Genomic DNA, 534 nt, shown 5'->3' with positions numbered 1-534 from the left:
GAGTTGGGGGTGCCTGAAGTACGTGACCGCAAGGAGCGTCCTAGGGCAAAACCGATGACTGGGGCTAAGTCGTAACAAGGTAGCCGTACCGGAAGGTGCGGCTGGAACATCTCCTTTTTGGAGGGTATGATTATTTGAAGATAGGTATGAAACTTACCTGTTTTTCTCAGATTACCTTTAATTTTAATAATATGTGTGTCCCACATTACACTAGACAGTCCCGTAGCTCAGTTGGTTAGAGCACTACACTGATAATGTAGGGGTCAGCGGTTCAAGTCCGCTCGGGACTACCATAAAGAGATTGGGGAATTAGCTCAGTTGGCTAGAGCACCTGCTTTGCAAGCAGGGGGTCAAGGGTTCGACTCCCTTATTCTCCACAATTTACACTAGAAAGGTTTGCGTTTTGTAAGGCTTTCCTGTTGTAAAAAAGTTCTTTGACAGATTTAAGGATGAGAAAGGGGGTTGCATAACCGGTCACGAGCCGGGTTATGCGACACGAAAAAGAAAGTAAGCAAGGGCGTACGGGGGATGCCT

General features: G+C 47.0%; 2 tRNA genes and 1 rRNA gene. All 3 read left to right on the top strand.

The features are described 5' to 3' along the window. Nucleotides 1–117, top strand: a 16S ribosomal RNA gene (locus DW082_RS14185); the annotation flags it as partial. Between the two features lie 99 nt (nucleotides 118–216). Beyond that, nucleotides 217–293: transfer RNA gene (locus DW082_RS14180), tRNA-Ile, on the top strand. A 10-nt stretch (nucleotides 294–303) separates the two neighbouring features. Next, nucleotides 304–377 (top strand) — tRNA-Ala (locus tag DW082_RS14175). Nucleotides 378–534: the final 157 nt, after the last annotated feature.

It is taken from the genome of Alistipes sp. AF48-12 (genome assembly GCF_003477565.1).
Lineage (GTDB): Bacteria > Bacteroidota > Bacteroidia > Bacteroidales > Rikenellaceae > Alistipes_A > Alistipes_A hominis.
The sequence above is the reverse complement of the archived record's forward strand: the minus strand, read 5'-3'. Positions and strand labels throughout refer to the sequence as shown.